Origin of the sequence: Methylobacterium oxalidis (assembly GCF_007992195.1) — a bacterium.
GTDB lineage: Bacteria > Pseudomonadota > Alphaproteobacteria > Rhizobiales > Beijerinckiaceae > Methylobacterium > Methylobacterium oxalidis.
Map to the genome: position 1 here is coordinate 73,883 of NZ_BJZU01000043.1, position 16,731 is coordinate 90,613.

Annotated in this window: 13 protein-coding genes; 8 read left to right on the forward strand and 5 right to left on the reverse strand. The window is 70.7% G+C overall.

The window, feature by feature from the left end:
* Nucleotides 1-303: 303 nt before the first annotated feature.
* Genes MOX02_RS11785 through atpC form a run of 6 tightly spaced genes read left to right on the forward strand, consistent with a single transcriptional unit; the run spans nt 304 to nt 6,605 of the window.
* Nucleotides 304-1,278: a phosphate acetyltransferase gene (locus tag MOX02_RS11785; RefSeq protein ID WP_147025983.1), complete on the forward strand. Its 975-nt coding sequence runs from the start codon at nt 304-306 to the stop codon at nt 1,276-1,278.
* A gap of 3 nt (nt 1,279-1,281) precedes the next feature.
* The gene (locus MOX02_RS11790) at nt 1,282-2,487 is read left to right on the forward strand and encodes an acetate/propionate family kinase (RefSeq protein ID WP_147025984.1); all 1,206 of its coding nucleotides are present in this window, start codon (nt 1,282-1,284) and stop codon (nt 2,485-2,487) included.
* 16 nt (nt 2,488-2,503) lie between these two features.
* Nucleotides 2,504-3,007 carry a hypothetical protein gene (locus MOX02_RS11795; RefSeq protein ID WP_147025985.1) on the forward strand — a complete coding sequence of 168 codons (504 nt, stop codon included), beginning with the start codon at nt 2,504-2,506 and terminating at the stop codon, nt 3,005-3,007.
* Between the two features lie 26 nt (nt 3,008-3,033).
* A complete protein-coding gene (locus MOX02_RS11800) occupies nt 3,034-5,388 on the forward strand; it encodes a DUF3141 domain-containing protein (RefSeq protein ID WP_147025986.1) in 2,355 nt (784 codons plus the stop codon).
* Nucleotides 5,385-6,167, forward strand: coding sequence for an enoyl-ACP reductase FabI (gene fabI / locus MOX02_RS11805; RefSeq protein ID WP_147025987.1), 783 nt, complete (start codon nt 5,385-5,387; stop codon nt 6,165-6,167). Before MOX02_RS11800 ends, fabI begins: the two co-directional genes overlap by 4 nt.
* Before the next feature lie 36 nt (nt 6,168-6,203).
* Nucleotides 6,204-6,605: an ATP synthase F1 subunit epsilon gene (gene atpC / locus MOX02_RS11810; RefSeq protein ID WP_147025988.1), complete on the forward strand. Its 402-nt coding sequence runs from the start codon at nt 6,204-6,206 to the stop codon at nt 6,603-6,605.
* Between the two features lie 54 nt (nt 6,606-6,659).
* Here the strand turns inward: atpC and ppk2 are convergent, their stop codons facing one another.
* The 4 genes from ppk2 to MOX02_RS11830 all read right to left on the reverse strand — a co-directional run bounded on the left by ppk2 (nt 6,660) and on the right by MOX02_RS11830 (nt 12,968).
* Nucleotides 6,660-7,481, reverse strand: coding sequence for a polyphosphate kinase 2 (gene ppk2, locus MOX02_RS11815; RefSeq protein ID WP_373866738.1), 822 nt, complete (start codon nt 7,479-7,481; stop codon nt 6,660-6,662).
* A gap of 46 nt (nt 7,482-7,527) precedes the next feature.
* Nucleotides 7,528-10,713, reverse strand: coding sequence for an efflux RND transporter permease subunit (locus MOX02_RS11820; RefSeq protein WP_147025990.1), 3,186 nt, complete (start codon nt 10,711-10,713; stop codon nt 7,528-7,530).
* A gap of 3 nt (nt 10,714-10,716) precedes the next feature.
* Nucleotides 10,717-11,835 (reverse strand): efflux RND transporter periplasmic adaptor subunit, encoded by a 1,119-nt coding sequence (locus MOX02_RS11825; protein ID WP_147025991.1) that lies wholly within the window; start codon nt 11,833-11,835, stop codon nt 10,717-10,719.
* 137 nt (nt 11,836-11,972) lie between these two features.
* Nucleotides 11,973-12,968 (reverse strand): AraC family transcriptional regulator, encoded by a 996-nt coding sequence (locus tag MOX02_RS11830; protein ID WP_306424499.1) that lies wholly within the window; start codon nt 12,966-12,968, stop codon nt 11,973-11,975.
* Between the two features lie 345 nt (nt 12,969-13,313).
* Here MOX02_RS11830 and MOX02_RS11835 point away from each other — a divergent pair, with 345 nt between their 5' ends.
* Nucleotides 13,314-14,237, forward strand: coding sequence for a DUF6328 family protein (locus tag MOX02_RS11835; RefSeq protein ID WP_147025993.1), 924 nt, complete (start codon nt 13,314-13,316; stop codon nt 14,235-14,237).
* Between the two features lie 226 nt (nt 14,238-14,463).
* Here MOX02_RS11835 and MOX02_RS11840 read toward each other — a convergent pair whose 3' ends face one another.
* Entirely contained in the window at nt 14,464-15,210 is a 747-nt protein-coding gene (locus MOX02_RS11840) for a glucose 1-dehydrogenase (RefSeq protein WP_147025994.1), read from the reverse strand.
* Between the two features lie 107 nt (nt 15,211-15,317).
* On the opposite strand from MOX02_RS11840, the gene MOX02_RS11845 reads away from it, so the two are divergent.
* Nucleotides 15,318-15,683 (forward strand): winged helix-turn-helix domain-containing protein, encoded by a 366-nt coding sequence (locus MOX02_RS11845; RefSeq protein WP_147025995.1) that lies wholly within the window; start codon nt 15,318-15,320, stop codon nt 15,681-15,683.
* The last annotated feature ends 1,048 nt before the right edge of the window (nt 15,684-16,731 follow it).

The following is a 16,731-nucleotide window of genomic DNA, read 5'->3' on the forward strand; positions in this document are numbered from 1 at the left end:
GTCGCCGCGGGCTCGACTGATTCTCTGCCTTGGGGTCGACGGCGCCATCATCCGTACAGGCCGCGGGCACGACTCGGCGGGCCGGCGCACCGTCCCGTTCGATCAAGCTCGCCCGCGGCGGAAGCGGCAGAGTGCCGATCGGTCGCCGGCGCACGGCCCGGAACCCGCGGCGCGGCTCGCCCGAGGAGCGGCGAGCCCGCGCGGGCCGGCCGGGCCGCGACGCCTCCGACGGGCCTCAGGCCTCCCACAGGCCGGGACCCGCCGGCGGGAGACCCATCCTCGCGGACGTCAGGGGAGACCGCCGTGCCGACGTCGACGCTCGAACGCCCCCCGGCCGGGGCCCGCGGACACGAGAAGTACGACCGCCTGATCGCGGCCGCCCGGGCGCTGCCGAAGCTGCGGGTCGCGGTCGCGCATCCGTGCGACGAGGCCGCCCTCGGCGCCGCCCTCGAAGCCGCGGACCTCGGGATCGTCGAGCCCATCCTGGTCGGGCCGCGGACGAAGGTGGAGGCCGCCGCGGCGGCCCTCGGCGCCGACATCGGCCCGTTCCGCCTCTGCGAGGCCGCCCACAGCCACGAGGCGGCCGAGCGGGCTGTCGGGCTCGTGCGTGCCGGCGAGGCCGAGGCCCTCATGAAGGGCAGCCTCCACACCGACGAGCTGATGGCCGCGGTGGTGCGCCGGGACGTCGGGCTGCGCACGGCCCGCCGCCTCAGCCACTGCTTCGTCATGGACGTGCCGGGCCACCCCACGCCCCTGATCGTCACCGACGCCGCCGTCAACATCGCGCCCACGCTCGAGGAGAAGCGCGACATCACGCAGAACGCCATCGACCTCGCGCACGCGCTCGGCGTCGAGACCGTGCGGGTCGCCGTCCTGTCGGCGATGGAGACCGTCAACCCGAAGGTGACCTCGACGCTCGACGCCGCCGCCCTCTGCAAGATGGCGGACCGGGAGCAGATCACCGGCGCGGTGCTCGACGGGCCGCTCGCCCTCGACAACGCCATCGACCTCGGCGCGGCTCGGATCAAGAGGATCCGCTCCCCCGTCGCCGGCCAAGCCAACGTGCTCGTCGTCCCCGACCTCGCGGCCGGCAACATGCTGGCGAAGAGCCTGACCTTCCTGGCCGGCGCGGACGCGGCCGGGATCGTGCTCGGGGCGCGGGTCCCGATCATCCTGACGAGCCGCGCCGACGCGCGGCTGACCCGGCTCGCCTCCTGCGCGGTCGCCTCCCTGGTCGCCGCGGCCGAGCGCGCGCGGCGGGTCCTGCCGGAGGTCTAGGCGATGACCCCAGTCCTCCTCGTCCTCAACGCCGGCTCGTCGAGCCTGAAGTTCCAGGTGTTCGAGGCGGGCGAGGGCGAGGATCCGGGCTGCCTCTTCCGGGGCCTGTTCGAGGGCCTGGACGGGTCCGCCCGCCTGCTGATCCGCGACAGCGCCGGGGCTTTGGTGGCCGACGAGACCGTCGAGGCGCCGGCCCCCGGCCACGAGGCGGCGCTCCTGCACGTCGCCGCGTGGCTGCGCGCGAACAGCCGCGACCTCCGGCTCGCCGCGGTCGGCCACCGGGTCGTCCACGGCGGCCTCGACTTCGCCGAGCCGGTGCGCGTCGACGCGGCCGTGCTCGAAGCCCTCGAGCGGCTCGTGCCCCTCGCCCCGCTCCACCAGCCGCACAACCTGGCGCCGATCCGGATCCTGCAGCGGCGCCTGCCGGACCTGCCGCAGGTCGCCTGCTTCGACACCGCCTTCCACCGGGCCCAGCCCGAGATCGCGCAGCTCTTCGCCCTGCCGCACGCGATGACCGAGGCGGGGGTGCGCCGCTACGGCTTCCACGGCCTGTCCTACGCCTACATCGCCTCGGTCATCGCGCAGCACGACCCGGCGCTCGCCTCGGGCCGCGTCGTCGTCGCCCATCTCGGGAACGGCGCCAGCCTGTGCGCCCTCCGGCACCGGCGCAGCATCGCCACCACGATGGGCTTCTCGGCCCTCGACGGGCTGATGATGGGAACCCGCTGCGGCAGCCTCGATGCCGGCGTCGTCTTCTACATGCTGCGGGAGATGAAGCTCGACCCGGCCGAGGCGGAGCGCGTGCTCTACACGCAGTCGGGGCTTCTCGGCGTCTCGGGGCTCTCGAACGACATGCGCCGGCTGCGCGCCCTCGCCGCCTCCGATCCCGACGCGCGGCTCGCCATCGACCTGTTCGTCTACCGGATCGGGCGGGAGCTCGGCTCCCTGGTGGCCGCGCTCGGCGGGATCGACGCCCTCGTGTTCACCGGGGGCATCGGCGAGAACGACGCGGCCACGCGGGCCGAGGTCCTGCGCGGCGCGGCCTGGGCGGGGTTCGCCCTCGACGAGGCGCGGAACGCCGCCGGGGGCCCGCGCGTGACGTGCGGGCCCGGCCCTGCCGCCTGGGTCATCCCGACCGACGAGGAACTGATGATCGCGCGCGGCGCGCGCGCCGCGCTGGACCACGCCCGGCGCCAGCCGGCCCTGTGAGCGAAGGGAGCCCGTCATGGAAGCGCTGAAGACGAAGCCGCCGGCCGAGCACGAGCTCGGCGACGAGACCTTCATGTCCGCCGCCGAACTCGGGGCCTACACGGCCAAGCTGAAGGCCGCGAAGATGATGAAGGACATGCAGGCCCAGGACCGCGCCGGGAAGGCGCGGGCCGACCTGATCAAGACCCTCTCGGAGCCCGTCGAGGTCACGCCCGAGCGGATTCACGACATCACCAAGTCCCTGCTGCACAAGCTCCGCATCGCCGCCGAGCAGGGCAAGAACGAGCTCCTGGTGATGCGCTTCCCGAACGTGATGTGCCGCGACGGGGGGCGGGCCATCAACAACGCGGAACGGGACTGGCCCGAGACCCTGACGGGCCGCCCGCGGCAGGCCTTCGAGTTCTGGCGCGACCGCCTGCAGCCCGCCGGCTATGGCCTGAAGGCGATGATCGTCGACTGGCCGGACGGCATGCCGGGCGACGTCGGCTTCTTCCTCACCTGGACCCAGCGCCGCGCGTGAACCCCTCAAGCTTCGGGACGGCAGCCATGACCGACGCCCAGGCATCCCACCCCTCCCCGGCGGCCGGCAAGCCCGCGCCGGTCTCCCTGCTCGCCGTGCAGGCGCGCGTCGCGGAGGTCTACCAGAACCGCTGCGCGTCGGCCGCCCGGACCTATCTCGACGCGGTAGGCGCGGCCGGCCGCGACTGGCTCGACGCGTCGCGGCCGCTCACGCCGATGGAGGCGTGGCGCGACGCCGCCACCTACTGGAGCGACTTCGGCCAGCGCACGCTCCTGTTCTGGGACACGCTCCGGCAGCGCGGCAACAACTGGCTGGAGCACGAGGAGGCGGGCAAGCCCCCGCTCCTCGCCTTCGACTACGAGATCGTGGCCGACGCGCGCACCTTCGCGCGGCCGGTCAACTACGCGCTCGTGCGGATCGAGGCGCCGCCCGGCATCCGCACGGACCCCGACAGGCGCGCCTACGTCATCATCGACCCCCGCGCCGGCCACGGGCCGGGCATCGGCGGGTTCAAGGCGGATTCCGAGGTCGGCGTCGCGCTCAGGGCGGGCCATCCCGTCTACGTCGTGATCTTCTTCCCCGAGCCCGTCTCGGGCCAGACCCTCGCCGACGTCGCGCGGGCCGAGGCCGAGTTCCTCCGCATCGTCGGTACGCGCCACCGCACCCGCGGCAAGCCGGTCGTCGTCGGCAATTGCCAGGGCGGCTGGGCCGCGATGCTGGTGGGCGCACTCGATCCGGACTGCGCCGGGCCCATCGTGGTGAACGGCGCCCCGATGTCCTACTGGGCCGGCAACGACGCCGAGAACCCGATGCGCTACGCGGGCGGCATGCTCGGCGGGAGTTGGACCGCCTCGCTCGCGAGCGATCTCGGGGGCGGCACCTTCGACGGGGCCTACCTCGTGGAGAACTTCGAGTACCTGAACCCGGCCAACACCTATTTCGGCAAGAGCTACAACCTCTTCGCGAAGATCGACACGGAGCCCGAGCGCTACCTGGAATTCGAGCGCTGGTGGGGCGGCTACTTCCTGATGAACCGCGAGGAGATCCGCTGGATCGTCGACAACCTGTTCGTCGGCAACAAGCTCGCCGGCGGCGGCGCGGAATGGTCGGCGGGGCACGCCTTCGACCTGCGCGCCATCCGCTCGCCGATCATCCTGTTCGCCTCGCTCGGCGACAACATCACCCCGCCGCAGCAGGCCTTCAACTGGGTCGCGGACGTCTACCCCACGACGGAGGAGCTCAAGGCGAACGGGCAGGTCATCGTCGGGCTGATGCACCGGAGCATCGGCCATCTCGGCATCTTCGTCTCGGCGGGCGTGGCACGGAAGGAGCACGCCCAGATCATCGACCTGCTCGAGTACATCGAGCACCTGCCCCCCGGCCTCTACGGCATGCAGGTGGAGGAGCAGCGGACGAACGGCGCGGCCCGCTACGACGTCGTCCTGACGGAGCACCGGGTCGAGGACCTGCAGAGGCTGCAGAAATACGCCCGCAAGGACGAGATTCCCTTCAGCGCGGTCGAGAAGGTCTCCGAGCTGAACGCCTCGCTCTACGAAACCTTCGTGCACCCGATCCTCGGCGCGCTGGTGCCGCCGGAATCCGGGCGGCTCGCGCGGGCCTTCCACCCGCTGCGGGTGCGCCGCTGGGCCATCTCGGACCTCAACCCCTGGCTCGCCCCGCTGGAGGGTTGGGCCGCGCTGGCGCGGGCGCATCGGGCCGAACGGGACGAGGCCGGCCCGAGCGCCGCGGCCGAGCGGCTCCTCGCAGCCGAGACGACCGCCGCGTGGGACCTCTACCGGCAGGTGCGGGACGCGGCGGTCGAGAACCTGTTCTACACGGTCTACGCGCCGATGAGCGTGCTGGCCCCGGAGGAGGCCCCCGCCCCCGCGAAGCCGGCCGGCCGCGACGGGGCCTTCGTCCGCGAGGCGCTGGCCCGGATCGCGGAGGGCGGGTTCACCGAGGCGGCCGTGCGCGCCGCCCTGCTCGCCGCCCGGCTCGGGACGCACGAGAGGCGGCTCTCGACCTTCAAGCGCATGCGCGAGCTCGTCGGCCACGATGTCGGCCTGCTCGACCTGCCGGCGGGAGAGGCGAGCCACGTCGTGCGGCTGCAGGCCTGCATCGTCGAGCAGGAGCCCGAGCGGGCGCTCGAAACGCTGCCGAGGCTGGTCCCGGGGGCGGGCGAGCGCCGCCGCCTGCTCGGCCTCCTGGAGCGGCTGATGGGCCATATCGACCTCGAGCCGGAGCAGCGGGCGCTGATGCCCGAGTTCCGCCGCCTGCTGGCGCCGGAGCCGCCCCCCGGGACGGCGTCGGCGGCCCTGGCGGCCTCGCGCGCGACCCGACGACCGCCCGGCCGCGGCAAACCGCAGAGGGCCCACCGATGACTCAGCTTCCCGACGGCAACGCCCTTGCCGGCAAGCGCGCCCTCGTCCTCGGCGTCGCCAACGCCCACTCCATCGCGTACGGCTGCGCCCGCGTGTTCCACCGGCTCGGGGCGGAGATCGCGCTGACCTACCTCAACGAGAAGGCGAGGCCCTACGTCGAGCCGCTGGCGCGGGAGCTCGAAGCCCCGATCTTCCTGCCCTGCGACGTCCAGCGGGACGGCGATCTCGACGCCGTCTTCCGGCGGATCGGCGAGACCTGGGGCGGCCTCGACATCGCCCTGCACTCCGTCGCCTTCGCGCCCAAGCAGGATCTCCAGGGGCGCCTCGTCGACAGCTCGGCCGAGGGCTTCACCGTGGCGATGGACGTGTCCTGCCACTCCTTCATCCGCATGGCCCGGCTCGCCGCGCCCCTGATGCCGGAGGGCGGAACCCTCCTGACCATGAGCTATCACGGCGCCAACAAGGTCGTGCCGAACTACAACCTGATGGGCCCCGTGAAGGCGGCGCTGGAGAGCGCGGTCCGCTATCTCGCCTACGAGCTCGGCAAGCAGGACATCCGGGTCCACGCGGTCTCGCCCGGCCCCCTGAAGACGCGCGCCGCCTCGGGCCTGAAGGATTTCGACCTGCTGCTGACGGAGGCGGTGCAGCGCGCGCCCATCGGCGAGCTCGTCGACATCGACGATGTCGGCCTGACCGCGGCCTACCTGACGACGCCCTACGCGGCCCACCTCACGGGCATGACCGTCTACGTGGACGGCGGCCTCAGCATCATGGCCTGAGGTGCCGCCCGTCCCGATGCCGAGGAGGACGCGCCGATGGAAACGCTCTTCGCCGAACTGGTCTCGCCGGGCCGGCTCGTCTTCGCGGGGGAGGTCCGGTCGGTGGTCCTGCACGGCATCGAGGGGGACATGACCATCCTGCCGGGCCACGCGCCCCTGCTGACGATGCTGCATCCCGGGGTCGTCTTCGCCACCGACATCGCCGGCACGGGACGGCGCGCCTTCGTGAGCGGGGGCTTCGCCGAGATGGCCGGCGACCGCCTCACGATCCTGGCCGAGCGGGTCCTGCCGGTGGAGGAGCTGACCCGCGACCAGCTCGAGGAGGAGATCCTCCACCTCCAGACGCAGCGGGACGGGACGATGGACGACGCGGCCCGCGCCCGGTTCGACGTCTCGATCGGCCGCCTCGTGGAGTACAAGGCGAGCCTCGGGCTCTGACCCCGATCCTCTCCGACGCGGAGCCCGCGCACACGCTCGCGGCGAGTGCGGGCCTCAGTACAGCTCCGGCACGAAGCGCCTGTGGCGGAGCGCGTCGTCGTAGGCCCTGTCCCGGTCGCGCTTCGGCAGGCTCACCGCCTCGCGCTTCACTGCCTTGTGGGGGATCAGGTGGAGCAGGTGGGCGATGCAGTTGAGCCGTGCCCGTCTCTTGTCGTCCGAGCGGACGATGTGCCAGGGCGCCTCCTCCGTGTCGGTCGCCGCGAGCATCGCGTCGCGCGCACGCGAGAAGTCGTACCAGCGGCCGTAGGATTCGAGATCCATCGGGCTCAGCTTCCAGTGCCGCAGGGGGTCCGCGATCCGCGCCTCGAAGCGGCGCTTCTGCTCCGGCTTGCCGACCTCCAGCCAGAACTTGATGAGCCGGATCCCGCCGTCGACGATGAAGTGCTCGATGCGCGGGCAGAGCTCGAGGAAGCGGCGATACTCCGCCTTGGAGCAGAACCCCATCACGTGCTCGACGCCGGCGCGGTTGTACCAGCTCCGGTCGAAGATCACGATCTCGCCGGCGGCCGGGAAGTGCGCGATGTAGCGCTGCAGGAACATCTGCGACTTCTCGCGGTCCGAGGGTGCGGGCAGCGCGACGACGCGGAACACGCGCGGGCTGACCCGCTCGGTGATGGCCTTGATCGTGCCGCCCTTGCCGGCCGCGTCCCGCCCCTCGAAGACGACGATGACGCGCTCCCCGCTCTGCCGCACCGCCTCCTGCAGGTGGCAGAGCCCGACCTGGAGCTTGCGCAGCTCCCGCTCGTAGATCTTCCGCTTGAGCTTCTTGCCCCGCTCGCCCTCGCTCTCCTCCGCCTCGGGCCGCTCGTCCAGCATGATCTGCTCGGTCTCGTGCATCGCCCTGCTCCTGTGCGCCGCCCCCTCACTCGGCCGGGAGGTGTCCCGGTGTGGCAGCCGACCGGTCGGCCGGCTCGTGTTTCCTCGCGCCCCTGCCCCCCATCAGGCTCCAGGCCCGCTCGCGCAGATTCTGGAAGACCACGTAGAGCGGCGGGATCACGAAGATGCCGATGAAGGAGGCCGCGATCATGCCGCCGAAGACCGGGGTGCCCACGTCGCGCCGCGCGAGCTGCGAGGCGCCCGTCGCGATGACGAGCGGCAGGAGGCCGAGGATGAAGGCGAAGGAGGTCATCATGACGGGCCGGAAGCGCAGCCGCGCGCCCTCGGTCGCCGCCTCGCGCACGGCCACGCCCCGCTCGCGCTGCTCCTTGGCGAACTCGACGATCAGGATGCCGTTCTTGGCCGCAAGGCCGATCAGCACCACCATGCCGATCTGGGCGTAGAGGTCGAGCGTCAGCCCGCCCCACGCCATCGCCGCGTAGGCGCCGAGGATGCCGACCGTGACCGAGAGCAGCACCGGCACGGGGATCGTCCAGCTCTCGTAGAGGCCGACGAGGAATAGGAACGCGAACAGGACCGCGAAGCCGAGGATGATGGCCGTCTTGCCCTCGGCCCGCTTCTCCTGGAAGGCCGTGTCGGTCCACTCGCCCGCGAAGCCCGCCGGCAGCGTGCGGGCGGCCACCGCCTCCATCGCGGCGAGCGCCTGCCCCGACGAGACGCCGGGGGCGGGCGAGCCCTGGACCGTGACGGCGCGCAGGTTGTTGTAGCGGATCAGCGCCGGCGGCCCGACCACGATCCGGACCTCGGCGAGGCTGCGCAGCGGCACCATCTGGCCGTCCTTGTTGCGCACGTTGATGCGGTAGATGTCGTCGATCCTCGCCCGGTCGGCCGCCTCGGCCTGGACCTGCACCTGCCAAGTGCGCCCGAACAGGTTGATGTCGTTGACGTAGTAGCCGCCGAGCGAGGCCTGGAGCGCCTGGAACACGTTGTTCAGGGGCACGCCGAGGATCTGGACCTTGTTGCGGTCGATATCGAGATAGACGGACGGGTTCGTCGCCGAGAAGGTGCTGAAGACGCGATTGAGGCGCGGCTCCTCGTTGGCCGCCACGATCAGGCCGCGCAGCACCTGGGCGAGCTCCTTCGGGTCGCCGCCGCGCAGATCCTCCAGGACGTAGGCGAAGCCGCCGCCGGTCCCGAGGCCGATGATGGGCGGGGGCGCCAGCGGCACCACCGTTCCGCCCTGGATCTCCCGGAAGCGCTTCCCGAGGCGCGCGATGATAGCGCCGGCCCCCGCGGACGCCTCCTTGCGCTCCTCGAAGGATTTCAGGGTCACCACCAGGAAGGCGGCGTTCCCCTGCGAGTAGTTGTCGATGAAGTTGAGACCGATCACCGAGGTGGTGTCGGCCACGGCGTGCTCCTCGCGCAGGATCGCCTCGGCGCGGCCAACGACCTCGGCGGTCCGGCCGACCGACGCGCCTTCGGGGAGCTGCACCACGACGAAGAAGGCGCCCTGGTCGTCCTCCGGGAGGAAGCCCGTCGGCGTGATCTTGGCGAGCTGCACCGTGCCGTAGGCCGCGGCGCCGGCCAGCACGAGCCCGAGGACGGAGAGGCGCACGATGCGGGCCACGGCGGCGCCGTAGCCGTCGCGGACCCGGTCGATCGCCCGCATGATCACGCCCATGACGCCCCGGCGCGGGCCGTGATGCGGGCGCAGCAGCACGCCGCACAGGGCCGGCGACAGGGTGAGCGCGTTGATGGCCGAGAGCAGCATCGAGACCGAGACCGCGACCGCGAACTGGCGGAAGAGCTCGCCCGAGATGCCGGGCACGAAGGCCACCGGGACGAACACGGAGAGCAGCACCAGCGTGATGGCGATGATCGGCGCCGTGATCTCGGACATGGCCCGCTTCGTCGCCTCGCGCGGCGACAGCTCCGGGTGCTCCTCCATGACGCGCTCGACGTTCTCGACCACCACGATGGCGTCGTCGACGACGATGCCGATGGCGAGCACCAGGGCGAGGAGCGAGACCGAGTTCGCCGAGTAGCCGACCGCCTTGAGCACGATGAAGGTGCCGATCAGGCTGACGGGCACGGCCAGCGTCGGGATCAGCGTGGCGCGCAGGCTGCCGAGGAACAGGAACACCACGATCACGACGAGCACGAAAGCTTCGACGAGCGTCTTCTGCACCTCGTGCACCGTCTCGGTGATGAAGGTCGTGGGATCGTAGGTGACCTTCCAGGCCAGCCCCTCGGGGAAGGCCTTGGCCAGCTCGCCCACCCGCCGCTCGACCTCCTTCAGGGTCGCGAGGGCGTTCGCGCCGGGCGACTGGTAGATCGCCACCACGGTCGCCGGGCTGCCGTTCAGCCGCGTCTCGCGGTCGAGATTGGCCGCGCCGAGCTCGACCCGGGCGACGTCGCCGAGCCGCAGCAACGATCCGTCCGGGTTGGTGCGCAGGACGACGTTCCGGAACTGGTCGGCCGAGGCGAGGCGCCCCTGCGTCTGGATGCTGAGCTGGAGCTGCTGCTCGTCCGAGATGGGCCGGGCGCCGATCCGCCCGACCGGCGCCTGGACGTTCTGGGCCTGGATCGCGGCGATGACGTCGCCTGTCGTCAGGTTCAGCCCGGTGAGCTGGTCGGTCCGCACCCAGGCCCGCATCGCGTAGTCCTGCGGGCCCCAGAGCGTGGCGTCGCCGACGCCGGGCGTGCTCTTGATGCGGTCGAGCAGGTTGATCGTGACGTAGTTCGAGATGAAGAGCGGATCCTGCATCGCCTTCGGCGAGTAGACCGCCAGGACGCCGAGCAGGGCCGAGGACTTCTTCTTGACGGTGACGCCCTGCTTGCGGACGTCCTCGGGCAGCTTGGCGAGGGCGATCTGGACCCGGTTGTTGACGTTGACGGCGTTGATGTCGGGGTCGGTGCCGAGCTCGAACGAGCCGGTGAGCGTGTAGCTGCCGTCGTTGCCGCTGACGCTCTTCATGTAGATCATCTTGTCGACGCCTACGACCTGGGACTCGATTGGCTGCGCGACGGTCGATTCCACCACGTCGGCGGACGCGCCCGGATAGGTCGTCGTCACCGAGACCTGCGGGGGCACGATGTCCGGGTACTGCGCCACCGGGATGGTCAGGAGCGCCAGCGCGCCGGCGATCGAGATCACGATCGCGATGACCACGGCGAGGCGCGGCCGGTCGACGAAGATGGCCGAGAGCATGGCTCACGTCCTGCTGGCGGACGGGCTTATCGGGCTCGCCCGCACGGGTATTCCGGGCCGCACCCGCTGCAGCCCGTCGACGATGACGAGCTCGCCGCCCGAGAGGCCCTCCTCGACGACGACGTCCGGCCCGGTGCCGCCGGCCCCCGTCTTGACGCGCCGCATCGCGGCCCTGCCGTCCTCGACGATGAAGACGTAGACGCCCCCCTGGTCCGCGATCAGGGCCGCCTGCGGCACCAACACCTTCTGCTCGGGCGTCCCGACCTGGAGGGCGACATGAACCAGCTGTCCGTCGCGCAGCGCGCCCGCCGGGTTCGGCATCACGGCGCGCACGACCACCGTGTCGGTGGCGCGGTCGACGCTGATGTTGACGAAGTCGACGCGGCCGACCTGACCGTAATCCGAGCCGTCCTGGAACCGGATCCGGACGCCGACCTTGTCGCGGTCGGGGCGATCGGCGCCCTGCTGGTAGCGCAGGAACTCGCGCTGGCTCACCGGGAAGGTGACGTACATCGGGTCCTGGCTGACGATCGAGGTCAGCACGCCGCTGTCCGGCCCGACGACGTTCCCCTTCGTGACGCTCGTGCGGCCGATCCTGCCGGCGATCGGCGCGAGGATCCGTGTGTAGCCGAGATTGATCCGCGCCGTCTGGAGGTTCGCCTCGTCGCCCGTGACAGCGCCCTTCGCCTGGTCGAGGGCGGCGCGGGCCTGGTCGCGGGCCACGACGGTTCCCGAATTCCTGTCGAGGAGTTCCTGGGCCCGGTGCAGCTGGATCTCCGCCAGCGTCTGCGCGGCCCGGCTGCGCTCCCGGGCGCCCTCGGCCTGCTTGACGGCGGCCTCGAAGAGGTCCGGCTCGATGCGGTAGAGCTCCGCCCCCTCCCTGACCGGCTCGCCTTCCTTGAACTGGACGGCCTCGAGGAAGCCGGTGACCCGCGCCCGCACCTCGACGCGGCCGATCGCCTCGATGCGGCCGACGAAGTCGAGCGCCCGGTCGATGGCCCGGCGCTCGGCGGCGACGGTGCCGACCGGCAGCGCGGAGCCCGGATCCGGCTGTGCCCCGGCGGGAAGGGCGAGCCCGCCGGCCATCCCCAACGCACACAGGAGAAGGGAAAGGCGGGCCATCGTCGTCCCTCGCTTCGCCGCGCCCCCGGACCTCAGCGGATGCCCGATCTTCGCAGTTCCGGCGCCGGTCGGCTTGATTGGACGGGACATGGGAGGCCGCGGATCCGGGCCGGCAGAACGCCCCGGCTCGCGCAGTCTCAGGCTCTCGGCTGCGCTCCCTTCCGCTCCGGCTGGTTCTCCCGCCGCCAGGCGCTCGGCGACGTGCCCGACCAGCGGTGGAAGGCGTGCGTGAACGCGGCGGGCTCGGAGAAGTCGAGGGCCGCCGAGATCTGCCCCATCGTCAGGGTGGTGTCGGCCAGGAGGTGCCGGGCCACCCGGAACTGCGCCTCGGTGGCGAGCCGCTTGAAGCTCGTCCCTTCGGCTCTCAGGCGGCGGCTCAGGGTACGGCGGTTGACCATCCTGAGCCGCGCCGCCCGCTCGGCGTTGCAGCGCTGGCGGGTCACCTCGGTCCGGAGGTATTCGCGGAGCTTCTCCGTCAGCGTGGAGGACTGAGCGGCTTCCAGGCGGCGTATGCGCTCCTCCACGCTGCGCCGGACGGCCGCGTCCGCACCGGCGATCCGCTGCTCCAGGAGGCTTGCCGGAAACACCAGGGCGGCCGTCTCCTGGTCGAACCGGACGGGCGCCCGGAAGAACGCTCCGTAGGGCGCGATATCCTGCGGCGCGGACCGCGGCAGCAGCACCTCCAGCGGCGCCCAGTCGGCCGCGCACAGCGCCCGAAGGAGGTTCGTCGCCTTGGCGATGCCGCGCTCCGCATGATGCGCTGCGCCTTCGGCTTCCGGCTCGTGCGGCGCGTAGCTGAGGACGGCGGTGTCGTCGAAGACGCTGAGCCCGACCAGGGCGCCCCGGTTCCGCACGCAAAGATGGGCTTCGAGCGCCCGCAGGGCGTCCCCGACCGTGCCGGAGTTGCGCATCAGCAGGCCGATCAGCCCGAGGGAGTCCAGCGTGGCCCGCTGCCCGACGAGGAGCCCGAGATGCGCGCAGCCCGTGCGGCCGGCCCCGAGCGCGAGGAGCTGGCCCAGCGCCGTGAACGGGACGAGCCGGCCGCCGAACACGCGCGGATCGAGGCCCGCCTCGGCGACGAGGCCGTCGAAATCGGCGCCGCGCTCGGCCAGAACGGTGCGGATCGCCTGCACGACTCCGAAATGGATGTAGCCGGCGGACGGAGATCTGTCAGCCTCAGCAAGATCTGTGATCGAGTCAGCCTCGACCGAAGCACGGCAGGTACGTAATCTGACAGACGAGGACATAGGTAATCCTCCGGCTTTCAGACCGATTCCTAAATGTAACCTCGACTAATCTGGCACGGCAACGGCGTGTCTTATCCGTACACGACCGAGACGGATAATGTCCCGATTTATACAAAGCTGATATCTTCTGGGAGGCGGGTGGCGCTCGTCGTGGTCGGGGTCGCCGCCCAGAAACCCACCGGCTTGGCGCTCCGTTCTCGGTGACCTCCCGGTTGGGGATCGGTGTCGCGTATGTCCCTGTCGAAGAAGGTGAAAGTCGGTCTCGACGAGACCCGCATCCTGATCCTCGGCTCGCAGATCCTGCTGGGCTTTCAGTTTCAGGGCGCCTTCCGCCCGGCCTTCGAGGCGCTGCCCTATCGCGACCGCTTGGTCTGGGCCGCGGCGCTGGGCCTGATCACCCTCACCGTCGCCCTACTGATCACGCCGTCGGTCCAACACCGGATGGTCGAGGACGGCCGGGACACCAGGCGCCTGCTCGGCGTGATCGGGCGCTGCGCCGGTCTCTCGCTGGCGCCCTTCGCTCTGGCGCTCGGGGCCGACCTGTTCCTGGCCGTCGAGCCGGTTCTGGGGCTCGGTCCCGGCCTGGCCTCCGGCATCGGCTTCTGCGGCCTCGCGCTTCTGTTCTGGTACGGATTGGAGGCGCTGAAGGCGCGCCGCTTCGGACACCGGGAGCGCACCATGACCAGCCGCGAACCCGAGCACGATCACACCTCCCTGGAGACCAAGATCGAGCAGATGCTGACCGAAGCGCGGGTGGTTCTGCCCGGCGCCCAGGCTCTGCTCGGCTTTCAGCTCGTCATCACCTTCTCCGACGCGTTCGAGACGCTGCCCCTCGCCTCGAAGGTCGTGCACCTGATCGCCCTGGGCTTCCTCGCCCTCACGGTGATCTGGCTGATGGCGCCGGCCGCGTTCCACCGCATCGTCTACGCGGGCGAGGACACACCCGAGTTCCACACGCTCGGCACCCGCTTCCTGCTCGCCGCCAGCGTGAGCCTGGCGCTCGGAATCTCGGCGGACCTCGGCATCGTGGTGGCCAAGGTCCTCGGCTCGGACAAGGCCGGGATTGCCGCCTCCCTCGCCGCCCTCGGCCTCCTGATCGGCCTCTGGCACCTGTACCCGGCGATGCTTCGGCGGAGGCGAGATTCACCCGGGTGAGACGGCGCCCGGTGGGGTGGGATGCACGCTCTCGACTCTCCCGGGACACCCGGAACGCCGCCCACGTCGATCACCGGGCGCGATCCGGGCTTGGACACGGGGCTGGCCCAAGGGGAACGGGCACCGCTCGACGGCGCGGGCAATCTGCATCGGCCGGAGCGGTGCGCAGACGATTCGGGACTGCGCACTCCCTTGCGGGAGCACGCGTCGGCCGACTTGCCGCGCGTCAGCGCAGGCCGCCGCTCGCCGTGATCTCCTCTCCGGTCACCCAGCGGGCGTCGTCCGACGCGAGGAACGCGACGATGCCGCCGATGTCGTCCGGCTGTCCGGCGCGGCCGAGCGGAGGCTGCGCGACGAAGCCCGCTTCCATGTCCGAGCCCACGATGCCGGCGGTGTGCGTGCCCTCGGTCACCACGAAGCCCGGGCTGACCACATTGACCCGGATCCTGCGCGGGGCCAGCTCGTTGGCGAGGACGCCCGTGATCGCGTTCACGGCGCCCTTCGTCCCGGTGTAGACCGCCGAAGTCGCCGGCCGAAGGCTCACGGCTGCCGACGAGATGTTGACGATGCTGCCGCCCTCCCGGAGATGCTTCGCCGCCGCCTGGGTCGCCAGCAGGACGCCCAGCACGTTGATGTCGAAGTGACGGCGATAGTGCTCCTCCGTCACGTCCTCGATCGCTGCGAAATCGTAGACGCCGGAATTGTTGACCAGCACATCGAGCCGGCCGAAGTGGTCCACCGCCGCCTCGATCAACGCCCGTGCCTGCGCGGCGTTCGATACGTCGCCCTGCACCGCGATGGCCCTGCCCCCGGCCGCGGTGATGGCCTCGACGACAGCCTCCGCTCCCGCCTGGCTCGACGCGTAGTTGACCACGACTGCCGCGCCGTCTCTCGCCAGCGCCTTGGCGATCGCCGCGCCGATGCCCTTCGATGCGCCGGTGACCACGGCGACCTTGCCATCAAGCTTCGTCATGTGTGCTAACCTTCAGCCTGGGCCGGCACCAGAATGGCGGCTTCGGTCCCATAGTTCTGAATTTCGGAACTAACGGAACGCGAAACAACCCCCCATATGGACAAAATATGAGGCCCCTGTTCCACCCCGCCATCGAGGACGTTCAGCCGGAGGCGATCCTGCACGCGCTATCCGATCCCGCCCGCGCCGCGATCTTCGCGAAGATCAGCACGGCGGGCTGCGTCGAGGCCTGCTCGGCCGTCTCATCGGTGGGTGATCGGGTCATCCCGAAATCGTCGCTGTCCAGCCACTTCAAGGTGCTGCGCGAGGCTGGGTTGATCCGCTGTGAGCGTCACGGCGTGGAGATGCGCAACCACTCGCGCTGCGCCGAGGTGGAGGCTCGTTTCCCGGGCCTGCTGTCCGCGATCATGGGCGCCTATGCCCGCGCAGGCGCGCCCCGGGTGGCGGCGCAGAAGGGCGGGACCGCCGCCTGACTTCGACGATGGTGGGCGATCGTCCGGCCTCCGCCGGGCGTGACGGCGCCAGGGTAAGCTCGGAGGCGGAACCAACCTGGCGGGCGATGTGCAGGACGGCCCATCTCGCGGCGACGAAGGTTCTCCCTGTAGTGGGCGGGCTGGATGCATGCCCGGCCACCCGTGGACGGCGGAACGCGTCGGGTGAGCCACGGATCTGCCAACTCCCGACGCATCAGGGCTACGCGAACGACCGGCAGGCCGCACCATTCTGGGTGTTGCGTTGCGTTCTCAGAGGCGCAGATCTGTCTAGATCAATCGAGCGTAAGGCTCAAATTAACGAACCATTCACTATCGATCGGGATAATTTTATCGAAAACTCTGCGGATGCTTGGCCGGACATATTTTGAACGGCATGGCTGGACATGCTCTGCCGAGGCGCTTCGGCTGCCTGCGTGCGCTGAGGTGCGAATGCGTCGCCAGCCTATACTCGTCGCGCTGATCTGCGGCCTGCTCGCCGCGCTTGCCGTTTATGGGGTGAGCGAGGTGCTGAGCCGTCTCGGCCTGATCTGATTCCATCGATCCGGCCGCGGGCCGGGCGTCAAGCCGCTGCTTCTGCGAGACCTTGAAGGTGCTCGGATGAACTCAGCGGTTGGAGCGGAACGGCTGACCTCAAGGGCAGCAAAGCGGTGATTGCCCGCTCCAGCAAACCTGGGGACCGCGATAGAGCGCGCTGTGTAGAGATTGTCGGCGACTTGGATACGGTCAAGATCTGACCGGCGGCGAGATCATTGCGTCGATGGATCGTTGCCGCCCACGTTCCGCATGAGCTTGTAACCACAACACTGGTGGGCGAGATCACCATCCGGACCATCTCGGCGAAGCGACATCACCAGTTCATCGCGAGTTCCTGTGGATGACGCAAGCGGTCGGACGTATCTGAATTCATGATAATCAGAGTGTTGCGCGGACGCTACGCCGGGGACGACGGAGCGCACACGACGAGTCCGCCGCGGATGTCGTTCCTTCGGTCCGGTTCTGCCGGATCGATCATCCGGGCGCTCCCGTT